The following is a 25,877-nucleotide window of genomic DNA, read 5'->3' as shown; positions in this document are numbered from 1 at the left end:
CGATATTAAGGACAGTGCTCGCCACGTCCAATAGCAGCGGCATCGAACACGCCGGTGTCCAGTACCCAGCCGGTGACCAGTGCGGCGGGCGTAACATCAAACGCCGGGTTCCAGACGGGAGCGTCCGTAGGTGCCCAGTTCACCTCGCCAAAGGCGCCTGCCACGCCCCGCACCTCGGCACCGTCGCGCTGCTCGATGGGAATCTCGGCGCCGGTGGCGCAGGCGGCATCCACCGTGGTGTAGGGCGCGACGACATAAAACGGCACTTGATGATAGTGCGCCAGCACGGCGAGCATATAGGTGCCCACCTTATTGGCGAAATCGCCGTTGGCGCAGATGCGGTCGGCGCCAACCATGATCTTGTCGACCTTGCCTGCGGCCATCAGGCTTGCGGCCATGCTGTCGCAGATCAGCTGATAGTCGATGCCTAGATCTGCCATCTCCCAGGCGGTAAGCCGCCCGCCCTGTAAAAGCGGGCGGGTTTCATCCACGTAGACATGAAGCTTGAGACCGCGTGATTTGGCCACCGCCAGTGCGCCAATCGCCGTGCCCACGCCTGCGGTGGCCAAGGCCCCGGTGTTGCAGTGGGTGAGTACACGGTCGCCATCGCGCAGTAGATCCGCGCCGCGTTCGGCCATCGCCAGGCACAGCGCCCGGTCCTCTTCGAACAGCGCCAGCGCACGCGCCCAGAGTGCGTCGGCACCCGCATCGAAGCAGGCTTCCAGCGCGTCCAGGCAGTACATCAAATTCACCGCCGTGGGGCGTGTGGCGCGCAGGGCGTCGCTGGCGGCCTGCCAGTCGGCGTCGGGGTACGCCTTGGCGTAGTGCGCTAGGGTGAAGGCCGCACTCAGGCCGATCAGCGGCGCGCCGCGAATCGCCAAGCGCTTGACCGCCGCCTGCCACGCCGCTAAAGAGTCGATGCGCTCCCAAGACTCGGCCTGGGGAAGGCGCGTCTGGTCCAGATATTCAAGAGCGTCGGCGTGAATACGCAGGCTACGTGACTGAAGTTGAGGCATCGAAGGCTCCTTGGCGGTTGGGCGCGGCTTATAGGCGCGGAGCATATCATATAGAATGCGTCCCTTTAGCGAGTAACGAGTAGCGTGGCGATGACCTTACAAGACGAACTGCTGGAAGCGATTAGCTGGGCCGCCGCCAAGGGCTGGACCCCGGCCACCGGCGGCAACTTCTCCGTGCGTACGGATGAGGGCTATCTGGTGACCGCCTCCGGCGTCGACAAAACGCGGGTGAGCGCTGAGGATCTCTTGCGCTGCGATCTCGACGGTCGCGTGCTCGCCGGTCGCGGCAAACCCAGCGCCGAAAGCGACCTTCACGCCGCACTCTACCGTTTCGAGCCTAACATCGGGTGCGTGCTGCACACCCATACGCTGGCGAGTACCGTGCTGTCGCGACGCTTCCCGGAGGGTATTCGGCTAGCCGGGTTCGAGATGCAAAAAGCGCTCGCGGGCAACGTTACCCACGATGCCGCCATCACGCTGCCCGTGGTGCCCAACTCGCAGGACATGGCCGAGCTTGCCGCACACGTCCAAGCAGGCTGGCCGATGCCCTGGGGCTTTTTGGTCCAGGGCCACGGCATTTACGCCGTGGGCGAGAGCGTCGCGGCCTGCCGCCGCCACCTGGAAGCCATCGAATTCCTCCTCGCCTGCACCCTCGAAGAAACACGGTGGACCTCATGACCCATTTCGACCACATTCACGCCGTGGTGACCGATATCGAAGGCACCACGACCGATATCCAGTTCGTGCATAAGGTGTTGTTCCCTTATGCCTACGACCAGTTGCCCGAGTTCGTTCACACGCATCAGGCGCAGCCTGAGGTCGCCGAGCAGATCGCGGCGGTGCGTGCACGCCTGGACGAGCCCGATGCACCGGTCGAGCGGGTGATCGAAACCCTACTGCACTGGATCGAGAGCGACCAGAAAGAGACCTCGCTCAAGGCACTCCAGGGCATGCTGTGGGCCGATGGCTACCAGCGCGGCGCCTTCAAGGGGCATCTGTATGCCGACGTCGTTCCCTGCCTGCGCCGCTGGGTCGAGCAGGGTAAAAAGCTCTACGTCTACTCGTCGGGATCGGTACAGGCGCAGAAGCTGCTGTTTGGTTACAGCACCGAGGGCGACGTGACGCCGCTTTTCAGCGGCTACTTCGATACCCACGTTGGCCACAAGCGCGAAGCAGCGTCTTATCGCAACATCGTCGACACCCTCGCCCTGCCCGCCGAGCAGGTGTTGTTTTTATCCGATGTCATCGAGGAGCTCGATGCGGCAAGTGAGGCGGGACTGCAAACGCTGCAGTTGGTGCGCGAAGGCAATCGTGCTGGAAGCCGCCACCCCCACGTCACCCGCTTCGACGACATATCCTTGTAACCGCTCGTTCCTTTACTCCGCGGGCGCAATACGTTACTTCAACGGCTCATCATCACGACCGGGAGACGCCGCCATGTCACACCTCAAGATCTTTGCCGACCAAAACCCGCACGAGGCCCTGGTGGATACTCAGGACGCCGATATCATCACGCAGGAGCTGAACCGCGCGGGCGTGCTGTTCGAGCGCTGGGCGACGCCCGGTGAGATTGCCGATGACGCCACCCAGGAGGAGATCCTGGCACTGTACAAAGCGGATATCGAGCGCTTGAAAGCCCAGGGCGGCTATCAAACGGTGGACGTGCTGCACATGGTGCCGACGCATCCCGATAAAGACGCCATGCGCCAAAAGTTTTTGAACGAACACCGCCACCACGAAGACGAGGTACGCTTTTTCGTCAAAGGCCAGGGGCTTTTCTGCCTGCACCTCGACGACAAGGTGTACCAGGTGCTCTGCACGCGTAACGATCTCATCAGCGTGCCCGCCAACACCCCGCACTGGTTCGATATGGGCCCCGCGCCTGAATTCACCGCGCTGCGCTTTTTCGACAACGTCGAAGGCTGGGTGCCACACTGGACCGAAAGCGACATCGCCGGGCGCTTCGATCGCCTCGACCAGTTGTAAAGCGCGTGCTCGCTCTTCATGGCCTCTATAAGGCCTTCGGCGCCAACCAGGTGCTGCGCGGCGTCGATCTCACCATCGACGCCGGTGAAGTCGTCGTACTGATGGGCGCCAACGGCGCGGGTAAATCGACGCTGGTCAAGGTGTTGAGCGGCTATCACGTGGCCGACGACGGGGTCATGACGCTCGCGGGCAACGCCTATCACCCCGTTGACGCCCGCGATGCCATTCGCCAGGGCATCGTTACCGTGCATCAGGCCATCGATGACGGCGTGATTCCTGACTTGAGCGTGGCCGATAACCTTTTGCTCGACCGCTTTGCCTCGCGCGATCACGGCCTTTGGGTCAGTGCTCGAACGCTGCGGCGCGAAGCCCGCCAGGTCGCCGAGGCCATGGGCATGACGCTCGATCTCGATGCACGCGTGGCCGAACTGTCGGTTGCCGACCGGCAACTGATCGGCATCGCCCGGGCGCTTGCCCACTCACCGCGCCTGCTGATTCTGGACGAGCCGACCTCATCGCTCTCGGCCGCCGAGGCCGAGCGCCTGTTCAACCTCCTCGATCGACTGCGCGAGCAGGGCGTGGCGATTTTGTATATCTCCCACCGCATGACCGACATTCGCCGCCTGGCCGATCGCATCGTCTGCCTACGTGACGGCCGCGTCTCGGGGATGTTCGATCAAAAGCCGCTGGATCTGCCCGGCGCCGTGCAGGCCATGCTGGGCCAAACGCTAGAGGCGACGGCGATCCAGCCGGTCGCACCGGGACCTGCGGTGCTTGAACTCCACGACATCGTCCTGGCGCCGGGAAGCAAGCCGGTGAGTTTCGCGGTGGGCGACGGCGAGGTGGTGGCACTGACTGGCCTGCTCGGCAGCGGCATGGAGGCGCTGGTGGCCATGCTCTTTGGCCAGCGCCCGCTGAGCCAGGGCAGCCTTCGGCTCGATGGCCGCGATTATGCCCCTAACACGGTGAGCGAGGCCCTAGCGCGCGGCGTTTTTCTGGCGGCAAAAGACCGCTCGGTCAACGGCGTAGTGGCCGACTTCGACATCGCCGACAACATGACGCTGCCGTTTCTGAAGGCATTCTCTACCGGGGGGCTGCTCAGGCGCTCACGCCAGCGCCAGGCCGCCACGCAGATGATCGAGCGGCTTGGCATCGTGTGCCAGTCGCCGCAAGACGCCATCGGCACGCTTTCCGGCGGCAATCAGCAGAAAGTGATGATCGGCCGTTGGCTCCAGGCGCCCTGCCGTTTGCTGATCCTGGACGAGCCCTTCCAGGGTGTGGACATTGGCGCGCGCCATGATATCGGCCGCCAGATTCGCGCCACGGCCAAAGGACGCGCCACGCTGGTGTGCGTGTCGGAAATCGACGAGGCGATCGAGATCGCCGACCGAATCATCGTTTTACATGAAGGATGCATCGCGGGTGAGCAATACAACCAAGACATCGACCTCGGCGTCCTCGCCGCGCAGGCCGCAGGCCATGGCTGAGCCCGGCGCCTTCCGGGCACGACTGTTGGCGTTCGCCATTCGCTACGGTTTTCTGCTGCTCCTGGTGGGGCTTGTGCTCTACTTCAGCCTGGCGGCACCGGGCTTTGCCAACCCACGCTCGGCGGTATTCGTGCTGCAGTCGGTCGCCATCACCGGCATTCTAGCGCTGGGCGTGACGACCACACTGGTGGTCGGCGGCTTCGATCTCTCCATCGGCGCGGTGGCGACCTCCTCGCTGATGCTTGCCGCTTACAGCATGGTCGTTTTGGAGCAGCCTGCTTACGTGGCGGTGGCCTTGTGTTTGCTGATGGGGGCGCTGGTGGGGCTGATCAACGGGCTTTTGATCGTCAAGTGCCGCATTCCCGATTTGCTTGCGACCCTGGGCATGATGTTCCTACTCATTGGCTTACAGCGTATCCCCACCCAGGGCAACTCCATCGCCACGGGCATGACGCTTGCCGATGGCGAGACGGCGCAGGGCAGTTTTTCGGCAGCATTTTTGTGGCTTGGCCGCCACCGCTTCGATCTCGTCATCGAGCGACTCGTGCCGGTGCCCGTAGTGATTTTTCTGCTTATCGCGCTCGCGATCTGGCTATTTTTGGGCTTCACCCGCCACGGTCGGCTGATGTACGCCATCGGCTCCAACGCACGGGCGACGGCCTTGGTGGGCGCACCGGTGGCGCGCTACAAGATAGCGGCCTACATGATCTCAGGCGTCACGGCGGCCATTGGCGGCGTTCTGCTGGCCGCCCGCCTGGGCCGGGGCGATATCGCCAGCGGCAACAATTTACTGCTCGATAGCGTCGCTGCGGCGCTGATCGGCTTTGCCGTGCTGGGGGCCGCACGCCCCAATGCCTTCGGTACGGCCATGGGCGCGCTCTTCGTGGGCATCCTGCTCCAGGGGATGACGATGCTAAATGCCCCCTACTACACCCAAGACTTCGTCAAGGGCGCGGTACTGGTCATCGCCTTGATGTTCACCTTCTATCTATCATCACGCCGTGGCCCATCGATGCGCCACTGAGGCGTACTTCATGCTCGCCTAGCGAAACGTTGGGCAACCAGCCACTCCAACAACGCAAAAGTATAAGGACACCGCCATGCTGAACCGCCTTGCCATCGGCCTTGCTGCCACCCTGACGTTGGGGCCCGCCCTGGCCGTCGCCCAGGAGCGCCCCGCGCCCTTCGATGCGCCCGAGGAGGTCAGCATTGCGGTGGTGCGCTATATTTCCACGGGTGATTTTTTCCAGGCTTACCTTGCCGGCGTCGAGGCGCAGGCCGAGGCGCTTGGCGTCGAGCTACGCGTGCTCGATAGCCGTCAGGACGCAGCGCTGCAGGCTGACATGGTGGACCAAGCCATCGCGCTCGGGGTCGATGGGATCATCATTCAACATGGGCTTTCGGAGTCGATGCAGGAGGCTGCCCAGCGCGCCATCGATGCGGGAATCGATGTGGTCGCCTTCGACGTCGAGATCGATAACCCGGCCATCCCCCAGATCGAGCAGTCCAACTACCTGCTTGGCGAGCTGGCGCTGGAGCAGGCCGCGGCAGACAACGGCGACGACTTCACCGCCGGTTACGTCTACGTGCCCGGCATCGCGCCGCTGGATCAACGCAATGCCGCCTGGGAAGATTTCAAGGCGGCGCATCCGGGCGTCACCGAAGCGGCGGTGTTCGGCACGCTGGACAACCCCATCGCCAACGCCGTTGCCAACCAGGCGCGCGCGGTCATTCAAGCCAATCCGGCCATCGACGTTTTCTTCGCGCCCTATAACGAGTTCGCCGCCGGGGTAAAAATCGCCGTCGATGAGATGGGGCTGGGGGAAGACATCTCGATCTACTCGGCGGATATCTCCACCTCCGACATCGCCGCCATGCGCGAACCGGGCTCCCCCTGGGCAGCCACCGTGGCCACCAACCCAACGGTGGTAGGTGAAGTCTCCGTGCGTACCCTGGCGCTTTTGATGGCGGGTGAGACGATTGAGTCGCCGGTCATCGTGCCGCCAACCCTCATCACTCAGGACTTTCTCGACGACAACGCCATCGACAGCATGGCCACGCTGAGCGAGAAGATGCCCCAGTTTGCCCACGCCGAGGTAGCCCTGGCCGACTGGCTGCCGCTACCAGCGCGCTAAGCCCTCACCCGTTGTCTGCTTTTCTGATCGTTCGCTTCTGACGGCATTTGCCTGGCCGTGCTTATCGCGCGGCCTTTTCTATGCAAATCAGGTCAAGGCTCCCGGCACCCTCCAGGCTCAGGCAATTGAACGCAAGCGCTTTGCAAGGCCATGGGGGTCGGCTACACTCATCGCCTTACCGACGATGGTTTTACCTAGATTGCGAGTCGATATCGCCGCATGTTCAAAGGATTTACCCGTTTTCTTAACCGCCCGGGAGAGCACTTGAAATCCCCGCTCGATTCCCCTGAGAGCCCCACTGACGCCCTCACCCCCCATATCATTCCTCGCGCCGAGCACCCCGTTTCCCGACGGCAGATCAGTGAGGCCGCTCTAAAAGTGCTCTACCGGCTCAACGGCGCCGGTTTCGATGCGTATTTGGTCGGTGGCTGCATTCGCGATGCCCTGCTGGGGCAGATGCCCAAGGATTTCGACGTTGCGACCAATGCAACGCCCGAGCAGGTGCGCGACCTGTTTCGTAATTCGCGCATGATCGGACGCCGTTTTCGTATCGTCCACGTCCGCTTCGGGCGCGAGGTCATCGAGGTGACGACGTTTCGTGGCCAGCCCAAGAACGAGCACGGCGAGCACATCGCTCAGCAGTCGGACGAAGGCCTACTGCTACGTGACAACGTTTGGGGCAGCATCGAAGAGGATGCCATTCGCCGCGATTTCACCATCAATGCCCTCTACTACAACATTGCCGATTTCAGCATTCTCGACTTTGCCGGAGGCATCGGCGATATCAATGCGCGCACCCTGCGCCTGATTGGCGACCCGGCCACGCGCTACCGCGAGGACCCGGTGCGCATGTTGCGCGCCATTCGCTTTGCCGCCAAGCTCGACTTCACCCTCGACCCGCATACCGAAGCACCACTGGAGGAGCTTGCGCCGCTGCTGCTCAGCATTCCCCCAGCGCGGCTTTTCGATGAGGCACTCAAGCTCTTTATGGCCGGTCACGGCCTGATGACCTTCCGCCTGCTGAGCCACTACAACCTCTTCGGCATGCTCTTCCCCGAGTCCGAAGAGGCGATGGCCGATGCCGCCTGGGCGGAAGAGCTGATCGAACAGGCGCTGCGCAATACCGATAAGCGCATTGCCGAAGATCGCCCCGTAACGCCAGCCTTCTTACTGGCGGCGTTTTTGTGGGCGCCGGTCAAGTATCGCCAAATGGAGCTAGAGCAGGAAGGCATGCCACCACTGCCCGCGCTGCAGGCCGCCGCGCAGCAGGTGATTTCGCGCCAGCTGGAGCACACCTCCATTCCCAAGCGTTTTGGCATTCCCATGCGCGAGATTTGGGAGCTGCAGGAGCGTCTGCCTCAGCGTCGCGGACGCCGCGCTTTCCAGACCCGCGAGCACCCACGCTTTCGCGCCGCCTACGATCTGCTGTTACTGCGCGAGCAGGCCGGTGAGCTGCCCCGTGGACTTGGCGACTGGTGGACCGCCTTCCAGCAAGGCGACGAGCACGAGCAGCGCCGCCTGCTGCAAAAAGTCGGCAGCGACCCGGCAAGCCAGGGCGATGGGCGCCGCAAACGTCGGCGCAAGGGCCGCAAGCCGAGCGCGGACGCGTGAGCGCGAAGGTGACCGCCTACGTGGGCCTGGGCAGCAATCTCGATACGCCCACCCAGCAGGTCAGGCGCGCGCTCGAAGAGCTCGATGCCTTACCGCTGACGCGCTTCGTGGCCGCCTCCTCGCTCTACGCCAGCCGCCCGGTAGGGCCGCAGGATCAGCCCGACTTCGTCAATGCTGTGGCGCAGCTCGATACGCGCCTCTCTCCCCTTGCCCTGCTCGATCAATTGCAGGCGCTGGAGCAGCGCCACCGGCGCCAGCGCCTGCGCCACTGGGGCCCGCGTACTCTGGATCTGGATCTGCTGCTCTACGCCGATACCACGCTACGTCATCCGCGCTTGAACGTACCCCACCACGAGATGCACCGGCGCCACTTCGTGCTGGTGCCGCTTAGCGAAATCGCCCCTAAGCTTCAGGTGCATGCGCGCCCGCTAACCGCTTGGCTCGATGAGCTTCCTCCTTCTGACCTGGTCAAGCTTTCGGCCAGCACCCATTAACGCCTACGCAGGGCCGCCTGCCCACCGCTCGACACCCACCACGTAATGGCGTAACAATGGCGTTTCCTTGCCAATCGCGTTTATTCGCTTTTAATAAAAACGCCGCTTCGGACAGAGACACGCCATGAAAAACATCACGCTGAGTACGCTGCAGGCGTACAAGCGCGCAGGCGAGCCGTTTAGCTGCCTGACCGCTTACGACGCCTCCTTTGCCCACGCCATCGGTCAAGCGGGGGTCGAAGTACTGCTGGTCGGGGACTCCCTCGGTATGGTACTGCAAGGCCATACCAGCACCCTGCCCGTTACCCTCGACGATATCGTCTACCACACCCGCTGCGTGGCCCGAGGCAAGGGAGCAAGCCTCTTGATGGTCGATCTGCCTTTCATGGGCAACCCCAGCCGTGAGCGGCTCCTCGAAAACGCGGGCGCGCTGATGCGTGCCGGGGCCGAGATGGTCAAACTCGAAGGCGAAGCGTGGATGGCCGAAGACGTTCGTGCGCTTACCCAACGCGGCGTCCCCGTATGCGCCCACTTGGGCCTAACGCCGCAAACCGTTCACCAGTTGGGCGGCTACCGCGTGCAGGGGCGCGAGGACGCCCACGCCCAGCGCATCCTCGACGACGCCAAAACCCTGGTCGAGGCGGGAGCCTCGGTGATTCTGCTCGAGTGCGTTCCGCAGCATCTGGGTAAGGCCGTGACCGCCGCACTCGACGTGCCAGTCATCGGCATTGGCGCAGGTCCTGACACCGATGGGCAGATCCTAGTGATGCACGACCTATTGGGCGTTACCCACGGGCGCACGCCGCGCTTCGTGAAGAACTTCATGGCGGAGGCCGACGCTATTCAGGACGCCTTCTCCCGCTACCACCAAGCGGTCAAAGCGCGCCGCTTCCCGGCACCCGAACACTGCTTCTAACGGTTCTCCCATGCCTCTGATAACGCTCGATAGCATTACCGACCTGCGCACGACGCTGAAAGCGGCGCGCGCAAATGGCCAGCGCATTGCGCTGGTGCCCACTATGGGCAATCTGCACCAGGGCCACCTGACGCTGATCGAAACTGCGCGCCAGCACAGTGATTTCGTCGTTGCGAGCCTGTTCGTCAACCCCATGCAGTTCGGCCCCGGCGAAGACCTCGATGCTTACCCGCGCACGTTTGAGGCTGATCGCGACGCCCTGGAAACCGCCGGGTGCGATCTGCTCTTTGCCCCGACGACCACTACCCTCTACCCCAACGGCCTTGGCGAGCAAACCCGCGTTCGGGTACCGCGCGTAGGCGAAGGGCTTTGCGGCGGCGCACGCCCAGGCCACTTCGACGGTGTGGCGACCGTCGTCGCCCTGCTATTCAATCTGGTGCAGCCCGATGTGGCCTGCTTTGGCGAAAAGGATTACCAGCAGCTCGCGGTAATTCGCAAGCTGGTCGCCGATTTGCACCTGCCCATCGAGATCATCGGCGTGCCCACGGTACGCGCCGCCGATGGCCTGGCGCTGTCGTCGCGTAACGGCTATTTGAGTGCCGATCAGCGCGCCGTCGCCCCCGCGCTCTACCGCACGCTCGTAGAGATGCGCGATGCGCTGGCCCAGGGCGACACGATCAATCGCGTGCTCGCCCAAGGCGTAAGCGCACTCGAGGCAGCGGGATTCGTCCCCGACTATTTGGAACTACGCGCGATCGACCTTGGTCCGGTGACGCAAGAGACCCGCCAAGCCGTACTGCTTGGCGCCGCTCGGCTCGGCCCGGCGCGGCTAATCGACAACCTCGTCGTTAGCCTTCCCGGGCCAAAGGCTACGTAGCCAACGGCGTTGAAAGGCGCCGAAATGCGTATTGTCGCAGCGCACAAAGATACCCTATGCTGAAAACTTCCGAGGGGGCCCGAGGCCCCGGGCTTACCAAGGCAGGAGTCAGCTTATGCAAGACGTGGTGATTGTAGCGGCGCGGCGCACGGCGATCGGCACCTTCGCTGGGGCGCTTTCGGGCATTCCCGCAAGCGATCTCGGTGCGCTGGTGATCAAGGAGCTTCTCTCCTCGACCGGCGTGGCCCCCGAAGAGGTCGATGAGGTGCTCTTGGGTCAGGTGCTGACGGCGGGCACCGGTCAGAATCCGGCGCGCCAAGCGGCCATCAAGGCGGGCTTGCCCGACGCGGTGCCTGCCATGACCATCAACAAGGTATGCGGCTCAGGGCTCAAGGCGCTCCACCTGGCAACGCAAGCTATCCGCTGCGGCGATGCCGAGCTGATCCTAGCCGGTGGCCAGGAGAACATGTCGCTCTCGCCGCACCTTTTGCCCAACTCTCGTACCGGCCAGCGTATGGGCGACTGGAAAGCGATCGACTCCATGGTTCACGATGGCCTATGGGATGCGTTCAACCAGTACCACATGGGCATCACCGCCGAAAACCTCGCCGAGAAGTACGGTATCACCCGCCAGGAAATGGACGAGTTTGCCGCTGCCTCGCAGCAGAAGGCCGCCAGCGCGATCAAAGAGGGGCGCTTCAAGAGCCAGATCGTGCCGGTGGAGATTCCCCAGCGTAAGGGCGATCCGCTGCGCTTCGATACCGACGAAAACCCGCGCGAAGTCACCGCCGAAAAGCTTGGCGGCATGCGCCCGGCGTTCAAGAAAGACGGTACGGTGACGGCAGGCAATGCGTCTTCGCTCAACGACGGCGCGGCCGTGGTCATGCTCTGCTCGGCGGAAAAGGCCAAGGCGCTCGGTCTCGAACCCTTGGCGCGCATCAAAGGCTACGCCAACGCTGGGGTCGACCCGGCCATCATGGGCATCGGTCCGGCACCGGCAACGCGCCGCTGCCTGGAGAAGGCGGGCTGGACGCTGGACGAGCTCGACCTGATCGAGGCCAACGAGGCGTTCGCAGCGCAAGCGCTATCGGTGAACAAGGAGCTTGGCTGGGACACCGCCAAGGTCAACGTCAACGGCGGCGCCATTGCGCTTGGCCACCCCATCGGCGCGTCGGGCTGCCGTATTCTGGTCAGCCTGCTGTACGAGATGATCGCCCGCGACGCCAAGAAGGGCTTGGCGACGCTGTGCATCGGTGGCGGCCAAGGGGTGGCGCTGGCTATCGAGCGCGACTAGCGGCGCTTCTCCCCCACGATGCGCGAGGGCGTGCGCCACACCAATAGCGCGCCCAGCAAAAACAGTAGCGAGGCGGCCCACATGGTAGCCGGTAGGTTGGTGGCATCCACCACGCGACCGCCTACCATGGCGCCCAAACCGATGGAGAAATTGAAGACAAACGCCATCAGCGCCGTGGCCGCTTCGGTATTGGGAGCAGTGCGCAAAATCCAGGTCTGGATACTCACCGACACGCTGCCAAATACCGCGCCCCACACCATCAGCAGCGCTACCCCGCTTAGCGGCTGCACGCCGAGTAGCGGAAACGCCGCGACCACGACCAGTAAAAGGCTAGGAATGAGCAGCACCGCGCGGTACGGATGGCGCCCGGCTAACATACCCGCTGCAACATTACCCAAAATGCCCGCCGCACCATAGAGCAGCAGCAAACTGCCCACCCGGCTCTCGGCGATGCCGCTGAGCTGCTGCAAAATCGGACTGATGAAGGTATAGGCGGCAAAGTGGCCGACCACGACGAAGCCGGTCGTGAGTACCGCTACGCGCACGCCGCGATTGCCGAACTGCTGAGCCAGTATCTTGAGCCGCACCGGTTCGCGAGGGGGCAGCGGCGGAAGCCAGCACCACAGCGCCACGGCGGTGAGCAGACTAAAGCCGCCAAGCGTGGCGAAAGCGACGCGCCAACTGCTGAAATCACCCAATAGCGTTCCCAGCGGCACTCCCAGCACCGAGGCAGCCGCCACCCCGCCGAAAATGATCGTCATTGCCCGCGCCACCTTATCTTCGGGCACCAAACGTGGCGCGAGACTGCCCGCCACCGCCCAGTAGCCGCCGATGCTTATCCCAATCAGCGCCCGAGCGGCAAGCAGTAGGGTAAAGTTGCTCGCCAGCGCCGACAGCACGCTGCCAAGCGTCATGACTAACATCAATAGCGTCAACATGACCCGCCGATCCAACCGCCCGACCGCTACCGGTAAGAGCGGTGCCGAAAAGGCCGCGATCACCCCAGGCACGGTGACCATCAAACCGGCCACGCCCGAGGTGACCTCGAGCGAACCCGCCACCTGCGACAGCAGCCCGATGGGTAGTTGCTCTGCCGTAACCAACAAAAAAATGCCGCCCATCACGGCGATGACCGCCGCCCAGCGCGGCGCTTGCTCCTGCTGCATGTTCTCTCCTGCTCTCAAACGACGCCGCCCCCGCAGCCGAGGCTACGGGGGCGGGATTGACCTTAAGCGTGACGCTTAGCTGTCGCTTTCAGCCTCGGCGGCGAACGCCGCTTTCTCCTCGTCGGTGATCTCCTTGATGGAGAGCTTGACGCGGTTGCGGTTGTCGATGTCGAGCACCTTCACCACGACCTCGTCGCCTTCGTTGAGGAAGTCACGCACGTTGTTGACGCGCTCCGGCACAATCTGGGAGATGTGCACCAGACCATCGGTACCCGGCATGATGTTGACGAAGGCACCGAAGTCGGCGATGCGCACCACCTTGCCGTTGTAGAGCTTGCCGATTTCCGCCTCGGCGGTGATCGCCAGTACCGTGTCGATGGCGGCCTTGGCGGCTTTCTTGTCCTCGGCGTAGATGCGCACGGTGCCGTCATCGTCGAGATCGATGGAGGCGCCGGTGTCTTCGCAGATCTTACGAATGGTCGCCCCGCCTTTGCCGATCACGTCACGAATCTTGTCAGGATCGATCTTGATGGTCGCCATGGAGGGGGCATTCTCGGAGACGTCACTACGGCTCTGAGCGATAACCGTGTTCATCTGTTCGAGAATGGTCAGACGCGCCTTATGGGCCTGCTGCAGCGCGGTCTCCATGATCTCTTCGTCGATGCCCTCGATCTTGATGTCCATCTGCAGGGCGGTCACGCCCTCTTCGGAACCAGCGACCTTGAAGTCCATGTCGCCGAGGTGATCTTCATCACCCAGAATATCGGTGAGTACGGCGTAGCCTTCCGGGTCCTTCACCAGGCCCATGGCGATACCCGCCACCGGTGCCTTGAGCGGCACCCCGGCATCCATCAGCGCCAGCGACGAGCCGCACACGGAGGCCATGGAGCTCGAACCGTTGGATTCGGTGATCTCGGAGACCACGCGAATGGTGTAGGGGAACGCCTCTTCGGAGGGCAGCATGGCCTGTACGCCGCGACGCGCCAGACGGCCATGGCCGATCTCGCGACGCTTCGGCCCACCCATGAAGCCTGCTTCGCCCACCGAGTAGGGGGGGAAGTTGTAGTGCAGCATGAAGCGGTCCTTGCGCTCACCTTCAAGCGACTCGATCAGCTGCGAATCACGCAGCGTACCCAGAGTAGCCACCGCAATCGCTTGGGTCTCACCGCGGGTGAACACGGCCGAGCCGTGGGTTTTGGGCAGCACGCCCACTTCGATGTTAAGCGGACGCACGGTGGTGTTGTCGCGGCCGTCGATACGCGGCTCACCCTTGACCACGCGCGAGCGTACGACGCGCTTCTCGAGGCTGGCAAAGGCCCCTTTGACGGCGTCCTTGTCGAAGGTGCTATCGCTGGCTTCACCCTCGTCAGCGCCCAGCTGCGCAACGGCCTGCTCTTTGAGCGCTGCTAGGGCGTCTTGGCGCGCCATCTTGTCGGTGATGCGGTAGGCTTCGCCGACCTTGGCCTCGAACAGCTCCGCCATGGCGGTTTTCAGCACCACGTTCTCTGCCGCAGGCTGCCACTCCCAGCGCGGCTTGCCCGCTTGTTGAGCAAGCTCCTTGATGGCGCTGATGGCGACCTGCATCTCCTGATGGCCAAAGAGGACCGCGCCGAGCATTTCGTCTTCGAGCAGCTCCTGGGCTTCGGACTCGACCATTAGCACGGCTTTTTCGGTACCGGCGACGACCATGTCGAGCTCGGAGGTCGTGAGCTCTTCGACGGTGGGGTTCAGGAAGTAGCCTTGCTCTTCATTGAAGCCCACGCGTGCAGCACCGATGGGGCCGTTGAACGGCACACCGGAGATCGCCAGCGCCGCCGAGGTACCCAGCATGGCGGCAATATCCGGATCATGGTTGCGATCGGTGGAGAGCACGGTACAGATGACCTGGACTTCGTTCATGAAGCCCTTGGGGAACAGCGGGCGAATCGGGCGATCGATCAGACGCGAGGTCAGCGTCTCTTTCTCGGTGGGACGGCCTTCGCGCTTGAAGAAGCCGCCGGGAATCTTGCCAACCGCGTAGGTCTTCTCCTGGTAGTGCACGGAGAGCGGGAAGAAGGGCTGACTTGGGTTGACGTCCTTCTTCGCGACCACGGTACACAGCACGACGGTATCGTCCATAGTGACCATGACGGCGCCAGTGGCCTGGCGAGCGATACGCCCGGTTTCGAGCGTGACGGTGCTGCGACCGTATTGAAACGTTTTCTTGACCGGATTCACGGCAACTTCCTTCACTTTGCAGGTACTTTTCACATTGGGGTCGTTTTGACTCGCCACCATTTTAGGCGCTGCATCACGTAAGGGCTAGCGCTTCCGTGGCTGTGGGTTTTCATCCGGCGTAAAAAAACGGACGGCTCACGAAGAGCCGTCCGTTTTCACCTTCCACCCAGGGCCCGCCGTGGCGAGCCCGAGCGTCCTTAGCGACGCAGACCCAGACGCTGGATCAGCGCTTGGTAACGTGCCAGATCCTTACGCTTCAGGTAGTCCAGCAGCTTACGGCGCTGGTTAACCATGCGGATCAGACCACGACGGGAGTGGTGATCCTGCTTGTTGGACTTGAAGTGATCCTGCAGGCCGTTGATGTTGGCGCTCAGCAGGGCAACCTGCACTTCGGGGGAACCGGTGTCGTTCTCGCCGCGGCCGTAGTCGTTGACGATTTCGGCTTTCTGTTCAGCGGTTAATGCCATCTTGATCTCCAGTAGCAATATGCCTGAATGTCAGTAGATGAGACCACGCATATTTGCAGTCTCAAGCGTACTATTATCGCGCGCTTTGGCGCGTGGTTGCAATGACTCTTACGAGTCGGCGGCCGTACTGAACAGCCGCTTGGGTGCCACTTCGCCCCGAGGCTCGCCAGACTCGCTAATGCCGCTCACGCGGCCAAGCCCAAGAAAAGCACCGTCACCGTAGAGACGCACTAGCGCTTGCGGCGCAAGCCCCGTGGTATCGGCAGCCACCGCCTGTCCCTGCATCAGCGCCTGACGGGCGGCGGCATCGAGCTCGAGCTTAGGCAGGTGCGCCACCAGCACGTCGACGGGCATAAGCTCAGCTTCGCGCGCGGTTTGATCGGCCAGTGCCTCTAGGGCTTCTAGCGTCCACATCGCCTCGCTATCGAAAGGGCCGGTCTTCAGCCGCCGGAGCTGGCTGATATGGGCGCCACAGCCGAGCGCTTCGCCGATGTCCTCGGCCAAGGTACGGATGTAGGTGCCTTTGCTTACGCTCACCTCGAGCTCAAAGGCCGTCTCTTCGACGGCGAGCAGGCGCGTGGCGTAAATACGCACGCGCCTTGCTGCACGCTCTACCTCTTTGCCCTCACGGGCCAGTTCGTAGAGCTTTTTGCCCTGATGCTTGAGCGCCGAGTACATCGGCGGCACCTGGTCGATCTCGCCATGAAAGCGTGCCAACACCGCCTCGATATCCGCAGCGCTCAGTGCAGGCACCTCGCGGCGGCGAACCACGCTACCCTCGGCGTCGCCGGTATCGGTGACCACACCCAGCTCTACGCGGGTGCGGTACGCCTTGTCGGCTTCCAGCAGGTGCGAGGAGAACTTGGTCGCCTCCCCCAGGCAAATGGGCAAAAGCCCCGTCGCCATGGGATCGAGCGTGCCAGTGTGCCCCGCTTTCTGAGCCTGGAAGAGCCGCCGTACGCGCTGCAGGGCGTGGTTACTGGAAAGCCCTTGGGGCTTATCCAGCAGCAGCACGCCATTGACCGGCAGGCCGCGACGGCGACGCGCCATTAGCGCTCGCCCTCGTCCTGCGTGCCATCGTGCTGGGCATCGTCGCTTTCTTCGTGACGCGCGCGATCGCTCGACACCGCCTCGTCGATCAGCGACGACAGCTGCTGGCCGCGCACTACGCTTTCATCGTAATGAAAGCGCAGCTCCGGCACGTGGCGCAGCTTGATGCGTTTGGCGATCTGGCTTCTTAGAAAACCGGCCGCGCGCTTGAGCACCTGCAAGTTCTCTTTGATACGCTCGCCCTCCTGCTCGCCGAGCAGGGTGACGTAGACGTCGGCGTAGCCGAGGTCACGACTGACCTCGACGCCGCTGACGGTGATCATGCCCAAGCGCGGGTCTTTGACCTCGCGCTGGATGAGGACCGCCAGCTCCTTCTGGAGCTGGTCGGCCACTCGGTCGGTACGCTTGAATTCGCGCATGTTCGTCTCCTCGCCGCCTTACAGGCTGCGCTCGACCTTGACCTGATCGAAGACTTCGATCTTGTCGCCGACCTGCACGTCGTTGTAGTTCTTCACGCCGATACCGCACTCGATGCCGTTACGTACTTCCTGGACATCGTCCTTGAAGCGGCGCAGCGATTCGAGTTCACCTTCGTAGATGACCACGTTGTCGCGCAGTACGCGAATACGCTTGCTGCGGTAAACCGTACCTTCGACGACCATACAGCCGGCGACGGCACCGATCTTCGGCGCGCGGAACACGTCGCGCACTTCGGCCACACCGACGATCTCTTCTTTCCACTCCGGTGCCAACATACCGCTCATCGCCTGCTTCACTTCGTCGATGAGGTGGTAGATGACGCTGTAGTAGCGCAGGTCCAGACCTTCACGCTCGATGATCTCGCGCGCGGAGGCGTCGGCACGGACGTTGAAGCCGACCACGATGGCCTCACTGGCCAGCGCCAAGTTGGCGTCGGTACCGGTGATACCGCCCACGCCCGAGGAGACCACGGCCACTTGGACTTCGTCGGTGGAGAGCTCTTCGAGCGCACCTTTGATCGCTTCCAGCGAGCCCTGTACGTCGGCCTTGAGCACGATGTTGACCTTGGCGACTTCGCCTTGGCCCATCTGGCTGAACATGTTCTCCAGCTTGGCCTTCTGCTGACGCGCCAGGCGCACTTCGCGGTATTTGCCCTGACGGAAGTTGGCGACTTCGCGTGCCTTCTTCTCGTCGGCCACGACCATGAACTCTTCACCGGCGTCCGGCGTACCGTCCAGGCCCTGGATTTCCACCGGCATGGCCGGGCCCACGTCGCTGACTTGCTGACCAAGTTCGTTGGTCAGAGCACGTACGCGACCGTAGTGCAGGCCTGCCAGAACGATGTCGCCCTTACGCAGCGTACCGTTTTGTACCAGTACGGTAGCCACCGGACCGCGGCCCTTGTCCAGACGCGACTCGACTACGACGCCCTTGCCGGGCGCCGAAGGCACGGCTTTGAGTTCGAGCACTTCGGAAACCAGCTGGATCGATTCCAGCAGATCTTCGATGCCTTCGCCGCTTTTCGCCGAGACGTGGACGAACTGCGTATCACCGCCCCACTCCTCGGAGATGACGCCGTGCTGCGACAGCTCGTTCTTGACCCGATCGGGATCGGCATCGGGCTTGTCGATCTTGTTCACCGCCACGACCATGGGCACGCCCGCGGCCTTGGAGTGCTCGACCGCTTCGACGGTCTGCGGCATGACGCCATCGTCGGCTGCGACCACCAGGATGACCACGTCGGTGGCCTTGGCGCCGCGCGCACGCATGGCGGTAAACGCCGCGTGCCCTGGGGTATCCAGGAAGGTCACGCCGCCGTGCTCGTCTTCGACGTGGTAGGCGCCGATGTGCTGGGTAATACCCCCCGCTTCACCGGTGGCGACCTTGGCCTTACGGATGTAGTCGAGCAGCGAGGTCTTACCGTGGTCGACGTGGCCCATGACGGTCACGACCGGCGAACGGGTGATCTCTTCGCCCTCGTAGGAGATGCTGTCGAGGACTTCGGTCTCGAGCGCATCGTCCTTCACCAGGCGGGGCTTGTGGCCCATCTCTTCGACGACGATCGCCGCCGTGTCCTGGTCGATGGTCTGGTTGATGGTCACCGCTGCCCCCATGGTGAACATCGCCTTGATCACTTCGTTGGCCTTGATCGACATCTTGTCGGCAAGCTCGGCCACGCTGATCGACTCAGGGATGGAAACCTCGCGGACGATCGGCTGAGTCGGCTTCTGGAAGCCGTGCTTGCCGCTGCCCTGAGTCGAGGCGCCCCGACGGCCGCCACGGCGCTCGGCGCGCTTGGCTTTCTTGCCGCCGCCACGACGACGCTCTTCGCGATCGCCACGGTTGTCTTCACGGTCGTCCTCGCGCTCGTGACGCCCTTTTTTGGCCGCGGCCTTCTTGGGCGGCGCAGTACGCCGGTCGGTGCGGCCCTCTTTGGGCGGTGCCGGTGGCATGTCTTCGGCCGGTGCTGCGTCGTCGTCGCTAACCGGCAGGGTGTCGAGCGACGGCTCGGCGGCAGCCTTGGCTTCGGCTTCCTTACGTGCAGCGTCTTCGGCGGCTTTGGCCTTGCTTGCTGCCGCGCGCTCTTCGGCTTCGCGTGCTTCACGCGCCTTACGCTCGGCTTCGGCCTCGGCCATATCGCCTACCAACTGACGCGGCCCGGAATGAACCGGCTCGGCAGCCTTGGGCTTCTCTTCCTCGGCGCGCTTGACGTAGGTCTTCTTCTTACGCACCTGCACTTCGATGGTCTTGCCGCGCTCACCGGTCTTGATCCGGCTACGCGTCTTGCGCGTCAGGGTGATGCGGTTCTTGCCCGCATCGCTGTCGCTACCGCCGTGGCTCTTTTTCAGAAAGGTGAGCAGCGTACGCTTGTCGTCTTCGGACACCGCGTCGCCTTCCGTCGTATGCTTCAAGCCCGCTTCTTTCATCTGCGCAAGCAGACGAGGCACATCACGGCCTACTTTTGCTGCAAAATCTTTGACTGTCATATCTGACATAGTGACCCTCCTCAGCCCGTGACCTGTTTACTGTGAGTTCGCGTCCGACGCATCGTCTGCAAACCAGGGCGCACGGGCAGTCATGATCAGTGCCGCTGCGCGCGCTTCGTCCAACTCCTCGATATCGACCAGATCGTCGACAGACTGCTCGGCGAGATCTTCCATGGTGATGATGCCGCGGCTGGCCAGTTGGAACGCCAAGTGACGTTCCATGCCGTCCATCTCCAGCAGATCGTCCGCTGGCTGGGCTCCATCCAGCGCTTCTTCCGAGGCGATTGCCATCGTCAGCAGCTCGTCTTTTGCCCGTGCGCGCAGCTCCTCGACAAGCTCCTCATCGAACTCTTCGATCTCGAGCATCTCTTCGAGCGGCACGTAGGCGACTTCTTCTAGGGTGGTGAACCCCTCTTCCACCAACAGGCGGGCAACGTCGTCGTCGACGCCCAGGTGCTGGACGAAGCTATCCACCAGGCTATCGATCTCTTGATCGCGCTTGGCCTCGGCCTCGTCTTCGGTCATGACGTTGATACGCCAGCCGGTGAGTTCGGAGGCCAGACGCACGTTCTGGCCGCTGCGGCCGATGGCCTGAGCCAGGTTGTCTTGGGCGACGGCGACGTCCATGGCGTGGGCGTCTTCATCGACCAAAATGGAGGCGACGTCGGCCGGGGCCATGGCGTTGATGACCAGTTGCGCTGGGTTGTCGTCCCACAGCACGATATCGACACGTTCGTTTTGCAGCTCCGAAGAGACGGCTTGAACGCGCGAACCACGCATACCGACGCAGGCGCCGACGGGATCGATACGGCGGTCGTTGGTCTTCACCGCGATCTTGGCCCGCGAGCCGGGATCACGCGCAGCTCCCTTGATTTCGATCAGCTGCTCGGCGATTTCCGGCACCTCGATCTTGAACAGCTCGATGATGAACGCCGGGCAGGTCCGCGACAGCTGCAGTTGGGCGCCGCGTGCGTCGGCGTCGACTTTGACCAGTAGCGCCCGCACGCGCTCGTTCATGCGATAGCGCTCGCCGTGGATCATCTCGTTGCGCGGCAAGAACGCCTCGGCGTTGTCACCCAAATCGATGATCAAGCCATCGCGGGTGGTTTTCTTGACGATACCAGCGACCAGCTCGCCTTCGCGGTCGGCATACTGACGAACCACTTCGGCGCGCTCGGCTTCGCGTACCTTCTGGACGATGACCTGTTTGGCGGTCTGCGCGGCGATACGGCCGAACTCGGCGTTATCGATTTTCTGCTCGACCACGTCACCCAGCTTCAAAGGCGGATCGCGCTGCTCGGCGATGCTCTCTTTGATCTCGTAGTCCGGGGTCTCGAACTCGTCGTCTTCGACCACGGTCCAGTAGCGGAAGGTGTCGTAGTCGCCGGTGCGGCGGTCGATACGCACACGCACGTTGGCTTCTTCGTTTTCGAAACGCTTACGCGAGGCGCTGGCAAGCGCCGCTTCGACCGCTTCGAAGATCACGTCACGGGGTACGCCTTTCTCGTTAGAGATGGCATCAACGACCATTAAAATTTCTTTACTCATGCGTTTGCCTCGCCAGTAAACCTGTCCTTTTGTGCGTAAGCCCGGCAGCCTGCCGGTCGCGTTGCCATCCGTTCAACCGCCGAACGGCATCAGTCCTCGAACTGCGGTACGACGTGCGCGGTATCGATGCTCTCCACGGGGAAGCAGTACTCCTCGCCATCCATATGGAGGAGCACTTCGTCGCCTTCGATCCCGGCCAAGAGACCTTGGAACTTGCGCCGCCCATCGAAGGGCATACGCAGCTTGAGCGCCACGTGATGGCCTTGAAAGCGGGTGAAGTGATCCAGGGTGTAAAGGGGACGATCCATGCCGGGCGAGGAGACCTCGAGGCGATATTCGCCCGCGATGGGGTCTTCGACGTCCATGGTGGCGCTGATCTGGCGACTGATATCGGCACAGTCATCGACGCCGACGCCGCTTTCGCGCTCGATGTAGACCACTAGGCGCGAATGCTTGCCCTGGGAAAGAAAATCGATCCCCCAGAGCTCGAAGCCCATAGCGGAGACGATCGGCTCGATCAGCGCGTGAAGTGCTGCATGTTTCGTGGCCACAGACAAAGCTCCTATAGCCGTTGCATCAGGCACCTGGCCAGGAGTCATCAGAAAAGCTAGGTGGCTGATTGGCGTTACCCGGAAAAGCGTCCGGCATGACGAGTAAAAACCGCCGGTGACGCTCTCTGACAAAGACGTTATCCAACGACGTTTTTCAACAGTGACGCGGTCTAACGAAAAAGGCCGCTAACAAAAAGCCCCTTCACTGGAAGGGGCTTTTCGAAAGAAACCTGTAACATCTTCACGCTGGCGCTTGCAGACCCTTACCTCGTAGTGGTGAAGCTTCCAATTCGAAACCACACCTGCAAGCCTTGCGTTAGATGGTAGCGGGGACCGGATTTGAACCGATGACCTTCGGGTTATGAGCCCGACGAGCTACCAGACTGCTCCACCCCGCATCAATCTAGGTCGACGATAATAGCTGCTTAATGCCGTGGCGTCAAGACAACCAACCGTCCTGGGTGCTGACTCTGACATTTCAACCGCTTGTCAGATGGTGCCGAAGGCGGGACTTGAACCCGCACGACCGTAAGGTCACTACCCCCTCAAGATAGCGTGTCTACCAATTCCACCACTTCGGCAACAGGGGAGGCTAGCGGAAATACAAGCAGCCTTTTACTCGCTGCTTTCCTCTAGCACTGGCGCGGTATTATCCACACTTGATGCGTCTTCGTCAAGCGTTGGAACACTACGTTGTTGTTCGATCAGTCGCGCATCGGGAATACCGGCTTCTGGCGCTTGGCCTGCCTGGGTAGCAAAGAACGCCAACGCCAGGGAGGTAACGAAGAAACCGGCTACCAGCACGCCCGTCGTACGTGACAAAAACGAGCCGCTACCGCGTGAGCCGAAAACGGTTTGCGAGGCACCGCCGCCGAAAGAGGCACCGGCATCGGCACCCTTGCCCTGCTGAAGCAGGATCAGGACAACGAGGGCGATCGCGATCACCACGTGGATCATCAAAATGGCAACTTGCATGGGAATTATCCTGCTGACTGGCAAATGGCGTTGAAGTCGTCGATCTTGAGCGAGGCACCGCCCACCAGACCGCCGTCGATATCGGGCTGGGCGAGAAGCTCAGCCGCATTGCTTGCGTTCATGCTGCCGCCGTAGAGCAAAATCGCCTGCTCGGCTAAGGCGGTGTCCAGCGTTTTCAGGTAGGCACGAATGCCCGCCATGACCTCTTGCGCCTGCTCCGGCGTCGCGGTGCGCCCGGTGCCTATCGCCCAAACGGGCTCGTAGGCGAGCGCGAGTTTGGCACGCTGGGCGCCATCCAGCCGGTCCATGACCACCTTCACCTGCCCAAGCACCACGTCCATGGTGCGTTCGCCGTCGCGCTCTTCCAGCGTTTCGCCAACGCAGAGAATGGGCGTCAAACCTGCGTTGAGCGCCGCCTCGACGCGGGCGCAAACGTCGTCGTCGCTTTCACGATAGAGCTGACGACGCTCGGAGTGGCCCACCAGCACGTAGCGAACACCGAACTCAGCGAGCATGGCGCCGCTGACTTCACCGGTGTGCGCGCCGGATTCGAAGGCGTTGAGATTCTGCGCACCCAAGGCCAGCGGCGTACCCGCAAAGGCGCGCTGCGCCGCATCCAGATAGGGAAAGGGAGGAATGAGCACGATATCGAGCTTCTGGGGCAAAGACGCCTTGGCAAACGCCGCAGCGAACTCCTCGACCAAGCGGGCCGAACCGTTCATCTTCCAATTACCGGCAATCAGGGGCGTACGCATTCAGTGTCCTCTCAAGGTGGAGCGAAATGGTATAGGAGCGGCCTTGTCAAGACAACCGCTGGATTTTATGCCCTTGGCGCTGCCAAGGGCGATGGCAAAGACTAGTCGAGTAGGCCCTGGACGCGTTCGGCCAGCCGCTCGGCCAGGGCGTCGACATCCAAGTGAGCGCAGGCTTCGACCATCACGCGGATCAAAGGCTCGGTACCCGAAGCGCGCAGCAATACGCGCCCCTCGCTACCCAGCTCCTGCTCCATGGCGGCCACGGCCTCTTTAAGCGGCGCGGAGGCCATCACTGCCTTGGCATCGGTGCCCGTCGGCAAGCGCACGTTGACCAGCGCCTGGGGCACCTTGGCCAAACCCTTGAGCAGCACGGGCAGCGTCTTTTGCTTGCGCATCATCAGCGCCAACACCTGCAGCGCCGCGACGATGCCGTCGCCAGTGGTCTGTACGTGACCGCAGACGATATGCCCCGACGCTTCGCCGCCCAACTCCCAATCGTTGGCGGCCATGCGCTCCATGACGAAGCGGTCGCCGACGTTGGCGCGCTCGAAGGGGATATCGAGACGCTCGAGCGCCTGGGCCAAGCCAAAGTTGGTCATCAGCGTGCCAACGACGCCACCACGCAGCAGTCCACGATCGAGGCGGTCGCGCGCGATCAGATAGAGAATGTCGTCGCCGTCGATTTCACGCCCGTCCGCGTCGACCAGCAGCACGCGATCGCCGTCACCGTCGAAGGCAATGCCCAAATCGGCGCCTTGCTGGATCACCGCCGCGCGCAGCGCCGCCGGATGCGTCGAGCCAACGTCATGGTTGATATTGAGCCCGTTGGGGGCCGCGCCAATGACGCTGACCTCAGCCCCCAACTCACGAAACACACTAGGCGCGATGTGGTAGGTCGCTCCATGCGCGCAGTCGAGCACGATGCGCAGACCATGCAGGCTCAAGCGGTCTGGCAGCGTCGATTTACAAAATTCGATGTAGCGGCCCGCTGCGTCGTCGATACGCGTGGCTTTACCCAACTGCGCGGCATCGGCGGTCGTCAGGGGAGCGTCGAGCATGCGTTCGATGCGATCTTCGGTCTCATCGGGCAGCTTCTTGCCTTCTGCCGAGAAGAATTTGATGCCGTTGTCTTCGAAGGGGTTGTGCGAGGCCGAGATGACGATCCCCGCGTCGGCGCGAAAGGTGCGCGTAAGATAGGCAATGCCCGGCGTGGGCATCGGCCCGAGCAGCGAGACATCGACACCCGCCGCCGAGAGCCCCGCCTCCAGCGCAGACTCGAACATATAGCCCGAGATGCGGGTATCTTTACCGATCAGCACGCGGGTGCGGCCTTTCTCACGGCGTAGCACCTGGCCTGCGGCCCAGCCGAGTTTGAGCACGAAGTCTGCCGTGATCGGCGCCTGCCCGACCGTTCCCCGAATCCCATCGGTGCCAAAATAGCGTCGACTCATCCTGCGTTCTCCTCGTGGGCCTCGTGTTCACGCCCTTCCTGACATACGGCCCAGGCCATGCCGATGGCATCGGCCGTGGCGGCAACGTCATGTACTCTGATGATCTTGGCACCGCGCTCGACCGCCATGGCCGAGAGCGCAAGCCCACCGTGAAGGCGCTCCTCCACGGGGCGATCGAGCACCTGACCAATCATGCTCTTGCGCGACATACCCACCAGCAGAGGCAGCGCAAACGTAGTGAGATGCTGCATGCGGTTGAGCAGGCGAAGATTGTGCGCAAGCGTCTTACCAAAACCAAAGCCCGGGTCGAGCAACAAGCGCTCACGCTCAAGCCCTGCCGCTTCGCAAACGGCGATACGCTCGGCGAGATACGCCGCCACCGCCTCTTCGACGGGCACGCTATAAGAAGGCGCCTGCTGCATGGTGCCAGGCTCCCCCTGACGATGCATCAAACAAACCGGCAGGCCACTGGTAACGGCAGCCTCAAGCGCCCCTTCGCGCTCGAGCGCGCGCACGTCGTTGATCAAGCCCGCGCCCAGCTGGCTCGTTTCGCGCATCACCAGCGCGCTACTGGTATCGACCGACACCAGCGCATCTAGCTCGCGCACCAGCGCCTCGACGATGGGGGCTACGCGGTCGAGCTCCTCTTGCGCCGTCACCGATGCGGCCCCTGGGCGCGTGGACTCACCGCCCACGTCGATGATCGCCGCGCCCTCGGCGAGCATACGCTCGGCGTGACGCAAGGCATCGTCCAGCGCCACGTGGTGGCCGCCATCGGAGAAGGAGTCGGGCGTGACGTTGAGAATCCCCATCACTCGCGGATAGGAGAGATCGAGCTGGTGTCGCCCGCAGCGCAGCGCCTGAGGGCTTGCGCCTGGGGGTGCGGCGGTAAGGGCGCCTGGGATCGATTGCATG

General features: G+C 62.8%; 24 protein-coding genes and 2 tRNA genes. 11 read left to right on the top strand and 15 right to left on the bottom strand.

The window, feature by feature from the left end; all coding sequences use genetic code 11:
• Positions 1-5: 5 nt before the first annotated feature.
• Positions 6-1,016 carry an S-methyl-5-thioribose-1-phosphate isomerase gene (gene mtnA, locus LLY24_RS02845; protein ID WP_259034745.1) on the bottom strand — a complete coding sequence of 337 codons (1,011 nt, stop codon included), beginning with the start codon at positions 1,014-1,016 and terminating at the stop codon, positions 6-8.
• Positions 1,017-1,106: 90 nt separating this feature from the next.
• Between mtnA and mtnB the strand changes: the two genes are divergently transcribed.
• From mtnB to LLY24_RS02790, 11 genes are all read left to right on the top strand, one after another.
• Positions 1,107-1,694, top strand: coding sequence for a methylthioribulose 1-phosphate dehydratase (gene mtnB, locus LLY24_RS02840; protein ID WP_259034744.1), 588 nt, complete (start codon positions 1,107-1,109; stop codon positions 1,692-1,694).
• On the top strand, positions 1,691-2,380 hold the full coding sequence (gene mtnC, locus LLY24_RS02835) for an acireductone synthase (RefSeq protein ID WP_259034743.1): 690 nt from the start codon (positions 1,691-1,693) through the stop codon (positions 2,378-2,380). Before mtnB ends, mtnC begins: the two co-directional genes overlap by 4 nt.
• Before the next feature lie 73 nt (positions 2,381-2,453).
• Positions 2,454-3,002, top strand: a complete 549-nt coding sequence (locus LLY24_RS02830) for a 1,2-dihydroxy-3-keto-5-methylthiopentene dioxygenase (protein WP_259034742.1) — start codon at positions 2,454-2,456, stop codon at positions 3,000-3,002.
• 5 nt (positions 3,003-3,007) lie between these two features.
• The gene (locus LLY24_RS02825; protein WP_259034741.1) at positions 3,008-4,489 is read left to right on the top strand and encodes a sugar ABC transporter ATP-binding protein; all 1,482 of its coding nucleotides are present in this window, start codon (positions 3,008-3,010) and stop codon (positions 4,487-4,489) included.
• Positions 4,482-5,513 (top strand): ABC transporter permease, encoded by a 1,032-nt coding sequence (locus LLY24_RS02820; RefSeq protein ID WP_259034740.1) that lies wholly within the window; start codon positions 4,482-4,484, stop codon positions 5,511-5,513. The genes LLY24_RS02825 and LLY24_RS02820 overlap by 8 nt, the downstream gene beginning before the upstream one ends.
• 76 nt (positions 5,514-5,589) lie before the next feature.
• Entirely contained in the window at positions 5,590-6,624 is a 1,035-nt protein-coding gene (locus LLY24_RS02815; RefSeq protein ID WP_259034739.1) for a substrate-binding domain-containing protein, read from the top strand.
• A gap of 219 nt (positions 6,625-6,843) precedes the next feature.
• Complete coding sequence (gene pcnB / locus LLY24_RS02810) at positions 6,844-8,235, top strand: polynucleotide adenylyltransferase PcnB (protein WP_259034738.1); 1,392 nt, start codon at positions 6,844-6,846, stop codon at positions 8,233-8,235.
• Complete coding sequence (folK, locus tag LLY24_RS02805; protein WP_259034737.1) at positions 8,232-8,729, top strand: 2-amino-4-hydroxy-6-hydroxymethyldihydropteridine diphosphokinase; 498 nt, start codon at positions 8,232-8,234, stop codon at positions 8,727-8,729. Before pcnB ends, folK begins: the two co-directional genes overlap by 4 nt.
• Before the next feature lie 124 nt (positions 8,730-8,853).
• Positions 8,854-9,645 (top strand): 3-methyl-2-oxobutanoate hydroxymethyltransferase, encoded by a 792-nt coding sequence (gene panB, locus LLY24_RS02800; RefSeq protein WP_259034736.1) that lies wholly within the window; start codon positions 8,854-8,856, stop codon positions 9,643-9,645.
• A gap of 16 nt (positions 9,646-9,661) precedes the next feature.
• Positions 9,662-10,522, top strand: a complete 861-nt coding sequence (gene panC, locus LLY24_RS02795; protein WP_427854532.1) for a pantoate--beta-alanine ligase — start codon at positions 9,662-9,664, stop codon at positions 10,520-10,522.
• Positions 10,523-10,637: 115 nt separating this feature from the next.
• Entirely contained in the window at positions 10,638-11,816 is a 1,179-nt protein-coding gene (locus LLY24_RS02790) for an acetyl-CoA C-acetyltransferase (RefSeq protein WP_259034734.1), read from the top strand.
• On the opposite strand, the gene LLY24_RS02785 is transcribed toward LLY24_RS02790, so the two are convergent.
• The 14 genes from LLY24_RS02785 to folP all read right to left on the bottom strand — a co-directional run bounded on the left by LLY24_RS02785 (position 11,813) and on the right by folP (position 25,876).
• Entirely contained in the window at positions 11,813-12,982 is a 1,170-nt protein-coding gene (locus tag LLY24_RS02785) for an MFS transporter (protein WP_259034733.1), read from the bottom strand. The two genes, LLY24_RS02790 and LLY24_RS02785, sit on opposite strands and share 4 nt — an antisense overlap.
• Before the next feature lie 75 nt (positions 12,983-13,057).
• Positions 13,058-15,199, bottom strand: a complete 2,142-nt coding sequence (pnp, locus tag LLY24_RS02780) for a polyribonucleotide nucleotidyltransferase (protein WP_259034732.1) — start codon at positions 15,197-15,199, stop codon at positions 13,058-13,060.
• Between the two features lie 197 nt (positions 15,200-15,396).
• Complete coding sequence (gene rpsO / locus LLY24_RS02775) at positions 15,397-15,666, bottom strand: 30S ribosomal protein S15 (RefSeq protein ID WP_259034731.1); 270 nt, start codon at positions 15,664-15,666, stop codon at positions 15,397-15,399.
• A 108-nt stretch (positions 15,667-15,774) separates the two neighbouring features.
• On the bottom strand, positions 15,775-16,716 hold the full coding sequence (gene truB / locus LLY24_RS02770; protein ID WP_259034730.1) for a tRNA pseudouridine(55) synthase TruB: 942 nt from the start codon (positions 16,714-16,716) through the stop codon (positions 15,775-15,777).
• Entirely contained in the window at positions 16,716-17,135 is a 420-nt protein-coding gene (gene rbfA / locus LLY24_RS02765; protein WP_259034729.1) for a 30S ribosome-binding factor RbfA, read from the bottom strand. Before rbfA ends, truB begins: the two co-directional genes overlap by 1 nt.
• 18 nt (positions 17,136-17,153) lie before the next feature.
• Positions 17,154-19,691: a translation initiation factor IF-2 gene (infB, locus tag LLY24_RS02760; protein WP_259034728.1), complete on the bottom strand. Its 2,538-nt coding sequence runs from the start codon at positions 19,689-19,691 to the stop codon at positions 17,154-17,156.
• Between the two features lie 27 nt (positions 19,692-19,718).
• Positions 19,719-21,230, bottom strand: a complete 1,512-nt coding sequence (gene nusA / locus LLY24_RS02755; protein ID WP_259034727.1) for a transcription termination factor NusA — start codon at positions 21,228-21,230, stop codon at positions 19,719-19,721.
• 89 nt (positions 21,231-21,319) lie between these two features.
• Complete coding sequence (rimP, locus tag LLY24_RS02750; RefSeq protein ID WP_259034726.1) at positions 21,320-21,781, bottom strand: ribosome maturation factor RimP; 462 nt, start codon at positions 21,779-21,781, stop codon at positions 21,320-21,322.
• 321 nt (positions 21,782-22,102) lie between these two features.
• Positions 22,103-22,179, bottom strand: a tRNA-Met gene (locus LLY24_RS02745).
• A gap of 96 nt (positions 22,180-22,275) precedes the next feature.
• Positions 22,276-22,362: transfer RNA gene (locus LLY24_RS02740), tRNA-Leu, on the bottom strand.
• Between the two features lie 34 nt (positions 22,363-22,396).
• A complete protein-coding gene (secG, locus tag LLY24_RS02735; RefSeq protein WP_259034725.1) occupies positions 22,397-22,756 on the bottom strand; it encodes a preprotein translocase subunit SecG in 360 nt (119 codons plus the stop codon).
• A 5-nt stretch (positions 22,757-22,761) separates the two neighbouring features.
• Positions 22,762-23,511: a triose-phosphate isomerase gene (gene tpiA / locus LLY24_RS02730; RefSeq protein ID WP_259034724.1), complete on the bottom strand. Its 750-nt coding sequence runs from the start codon at positions 23,509-23,511 to the stop codon at positions 22,762-22,764.
• Positions 23,512-23,612: 101 nt separating this feature from the next.
• Complete coding sequence (gene glmM, locus LLY24_RS02725) at positions 23,613-24,962, bottom strand: phosphoglucosamine mutase (protein ID WP_259034723.1); 1,350 nt, start codon at positions 24,960-24,962, stop codon at positions 23,613-23,615.
• Entirely contained in the window at positions 24,959-25,876 is a 918-nt protein-coding gene (gene folP, locus LLY24_RS02720) for a dihydropteroate synthase (protein WP_259034722.1), read from the bottom strand. The genes glmM and folP overlap by 4 nt, the downstream gene beginning before the upstream one ends.
• Position 25,877 lies beyond the last annotated feature (1 nt).

It is taken from the genome of Halomonas dongshanensis, assembly GCF_024790395.1.
Lineage (GTDB): Bacteria > Pseudomonadota > Gammaproteobacteria > Pseudomonadales > Halomonadaceae > Vreelandella > Vreelandella dongshanensis.
This window is presented reverse-complemented; position numbering and strand designations above follow the sequence as displayed.

Coding starts and splice junctions, on each gene's coding strand:
- LLY24_RS02790 (WP_259034734.1), top strand. CDS start 10,638: ATGCAAGACGTGGTGATTGTAGCGGCGCGGCGCACGGCGATCGGCACC.
- secG (WP_259034725.1), bottom strand. CDS start 22,756: ATGCAAGTTGCCATTTTGATGATCCACGTGGTGATCGCGATCGCCCTC.
- rpsO (WP_259034731.1), bottom strand. CDS start 15,666: ATGGCATTAACCGCTGAACAGAAAGCCGAAATCGTCAACGACTACGGC.
- truB (WP_259034730.1), bottom strand. CDS start 16,716: ATGGCGCGTCGCCGTCGCGGCCTGCCGGTCAATGGCGTGCTGCTGCTG.
- rbfA (WP_259034729.1), bottom strand. CDS start 17,135: ATGCGCGAATTCAAGCGTACCGACCGAGTGGCCGACCAGCTCCAGAAG.
- mtnB (WP_259034744.1), top strand. CDS start 1,107: ATGACCTTACAAGACGAACTGCTGGAAGCGATTAGCTGGGCCGCCGCC.
- mtnC (WP_259034743.1), top strand. CDS start 1,691: ATGACCCATTTCGACCACATTCACGCCGTGGTGACCGATATCGAAGGC.
- tpiA (WP_259034724.1), bottom strand. CDS start 23,511: ATGCGTACGCCCCTGATTGCCGGTAATTGGAAGATGAACGGTTCGGCC.
- folP (WP_259034722.1), bottom strand. CDS start 25,876: ATGCAATCGATCCCAGGCGCCCTTACCGCCGCACCCCCAGGCGCAAGC.
- LLY24_RS02785 (WP_259034733.1), bottom strand. CDS start 12,982: ATGCAGCAGGAGCAAGCGCCGCGCTGGGCGGCGGTCATCGCCGTGATG.
- panB (WP_259034736.1), top strand. CDS start 8,854: ATGAAAAACATCACGCTGAGTACGCTGCAGGCGTACAAGCGCGCAGGC.
- mtnA (WP_259034745.1), bottom strand. CDS start 1,016: ATGCCTCAACTTCAGTCACGTAGCCTGCGTATTCACGCCGACGCTCTT.
- glmM (WP_259034723.1), bottom strand. CDS start 24,962: ATGAGTCGACGCTATTTTGGCACCGATGGGATTCGGGGAACGGTCGGG.
- LLY24_RS02830 (WP_259034742.1), top strand. CDS start 2,454: ATGTCACACCTCAAGATCTTTGCCGACCAAAACCCGCACGAGGCCCTG.
- LLY24_RS02820 (WP_259034740.1), top strand. CDS start 4,482: ATGGCTGAGCCCGGCGCCTTCCGGGCACGACTGTTGGCGTTCGCCATT.
- LLY24_RS02815 (WP_259034739.1), top strand. CDS start 5,590: ATGCTGAACCGCCTTGCCATCGGCCTTGCTGCCACCCTGACGTTGGGG.
- pcnB (WP_259034738.1), top strand. CDS start 6,844: ATGTTCAAAGGATTTACCCGTTTTCTTAACCGCCCGGGAGAGCACTTG.
- nusA (WP_259034727.1), bottom strand. CDS start 21,230: ATGAGTAAAGAAATTTTAATGGTCGTTGATGCCATCTCTAACGAGAAA.
- infB (WP_259034728.1), bottom strand. CDS start 19,691: ATGTCAGATATGACAGTCAAAGATTTTGCAGCAAAAGTAGGCCGTGAT.